Annotated in this window: 2 protein-coding genes; both read right to left on the bottom strand. The window is 70.7% G+C overall.

Translation table 11 applies throughout. The features are described 5' to 3' along the window. The coding region (locus KVS67_RS11295) for an ATP-binding protein (protein ID WP_217565373.1) at nt 1–686 on the bottom strand (686 nt) is incomplete at its 3' end. Further along, nucleotides 683–2,206 (bottom strand): IS21-like element ISMlu14 family transposase, encoded by a 1,524-nt coding sequence (locus KVS67_RS11290; protein ID WP_031943827.1) that lies wholly within the window; start codon nt 2,204–2,206, stop codon nt 683–685. The genes KVS67_RS11295 and KVS67_RS11290, both read right to left, overlap by 4 nt. Nucleotides 2,207–2,419: the final 213 nt, after the last annotated feature.

Genomic DNA, 2,419 nt, shown 5'->3' with positions numbered 1-2,419 from the left:
ACGGTGGCGGTGGCCAGGGTCTTGGGCATCAGCTCGTCGAAGCCGGCCGGGTGCAGGTTCGAGCTGATCGCTACGGAGCGTTTCTCGTAGGCGGCGTCCACGATGCGGTAGAGGCCCTCGGCGGCATCGTCGGCGACCGGCAGCAGGCCGATGTCGTCGATGACGATCAGGTCGGCGCGCAGGATTCGGGCGACGGCTTTGGTGATGGTGTCATCGGGCCGGTGGGCCCGGATCATCGCCCCGAGGTCCTCCAGGGTGAACCAGGCCACCCGCTTGCCCTCCTCCACGGCCTGCTGGCCCAGGGCCTCGAGGAAGAAGGTCTTGCCGGTGCCGGAGGGCCCGCAGACCACGAGGTTCTCTCTGCGCGAGAGCCATTCCAGGGTGCGCAGGGACTGCTGGGTCGGGGCCGGGATCGAGGAGGCGCCCGGATCCCAGGTCGTGAAGGTCTTGCCGGTGGGGAACCCGGCGGCCTTGCGCCGGGCGGCGAGCATGGATCGGGCCCGACCGGTGGTCTCCTCGACCAGCAGGGCCTTGAGGACCTCGGCCGGCTCCCAGCGTTGGGCCCGGGCGGTGGCCAGTACCTCGGCGGCGATACCGCGGGCGTGGGGCATCTTCAGCTGCCGCAACAGCGCCTCCAAATCGGCCGGCAGCGCCGGTGCGGCGGTGTTCGGGGTGTGGATGCTCACCGGGCTGCCCCCTCGGTGTTGGAGGTACCGAGGCCGGCCCAGCCGGCGGTGCCCTGGGTCAGGGACCGTTCCTCGGTGGCGGTGTGCATCCCGGTGCGGTGGCCGGCGGCGGTGAGCAGGGAGGCCAGGTCGCCGTGGGCGAAGCGCTGGTGCACCGCGGCCACCCCGAGGGCGCGGTCGACCTGGTCGGTGCCGGCGAGCTTGGCCAGGGTGACGGCCTCGGCCATCTTCTGACCGATCCGGCTGGTGCCGGCCGCGGCGGCCTCCACCAGCCAGGTCCTCGCTCCGGCCCCGATGGCCAGGAACTCGGCCTCCGCCGCCGAACGGGGCACCGGGGTGTAGTCCCCGGGCACCTTGTCCGTCTCGTGGCCGGGGAAGTGCGCGTCGTCGATGGCCGGGGACCCGGGCCGGGCCACCCGGTGCCGGGCGACCTCCACCGGCCCCTGCGCACCGGCGTGCATGATCACCACCATCGAGTCCGGTCCGGTGCCGTGATGGCGCACGAACACCTCGGCCCCGAGCAGGTGCGCGGGCACCGAGTACTGGGCGTTTTCGAAGGAGACCATCGGCGTGTTCTCCGGCACCTTCCGTCCCACCCCGTAGGCCACGGTGTGCGCCGTGGCGGGGATCCGATGCAACGCGCTGGTCTCCTCGGCGAGCATGTGGTCCGGGCGGCGCCGGGTCACCCGGTGCTCCCGGGAGTTCACCATGGCCATGAACCCCGCGCAGGCGGCCTCGAGCTCAGCGAACGAGGCGTACTGGTCCCGCAGGTTGGTGTCCTTCGGGACCAGGTCGGCCTTGGCCAGCTTCACCGCGTTCTCCACCCCGCCCTTGGCGGCCGGATCCGCTGGCTGGCAGGTCAGCACCTCCACGCCGTAATGCCGAGCGAACGCCACGGTGGCCTGGTTACGCACCGGCACCCCGGCCACATGAGAGACCGTCACTGTCTTCTCGTTATCCGTCAGCACATAGGTCGGCGCGCCCCCGATCAGCCGGAAGCACCGGTCCAGGGCGGCGAACACACTCGGAGCCGTCCTATCACGCAGGGCGATGACGATCCGGTAGCGGGACCAGGCCAGCCAGGCCACGAACAGCACCGTCTTGGCCCCGTCGATCGCCGGCCCATCGCCGAAGTCGTACTGCAGCCATGCGCCCGGCTCGGTGATCCAGGGCCGGTGCACCCGGCGCTTCCCGGCCCGCCAGGCGGCCTTCACCTCGGCCACCGCCCGCCGGGTGGAGCGCTCAGAGCCGGTGTAGCCCATTGCGGTGAGCTTGGCGTGCACGACATCGGCGCGGATCCTGCCCGTGGAGGCCTCGACCCATTCCTCGATCTTGGGCAGCCAGACATCGGTGACCTTCGGGCGGCTGGCTCCGGATCCAGGGGTCTGGCCGGCGTCGCGGGCCCGCACCAGCCGGGCCACGGTGTGATGGGAGCAACCGGCCAGCTCGGCGGCGCCCCGCAATGACTTGGTCAGGTCATAGGCACTGAGTATTTTCATGGTTTCTGCGGCATCCTTCATTCAGGGCCTCTTCCTCGCTGGATTCGATTCGACACCGATATCCAACCCGGGGAGGAGGCCCCCGCCGGCTCACGACGCGGCGGGCAACGAGCAACGCGGGCAAACCAGATGGCCAGCACCGGGCAGTTCCCGTGGCCATCACTGGGCAGTCCTCATGGCCGTCAGCGGGTCATTCCCTGGCCACCTATGGGCAGCTTTTCATGGCCGCTTACA

The organism is Micrococcus sp. GbtcB5 (genome assembly GCF_019091605.1).
GTDB lineage: Bacteria > Actinomycetota > Actinomycetes > Actinomycetales > Micrococcaceae > Micrococcus > Micrococcus luteus.
The sequence above is the reverse complement of the archived record's forward strand: the minus strand, read 5'-3'. Positions and strand labels throughout refer to the sequence as shown.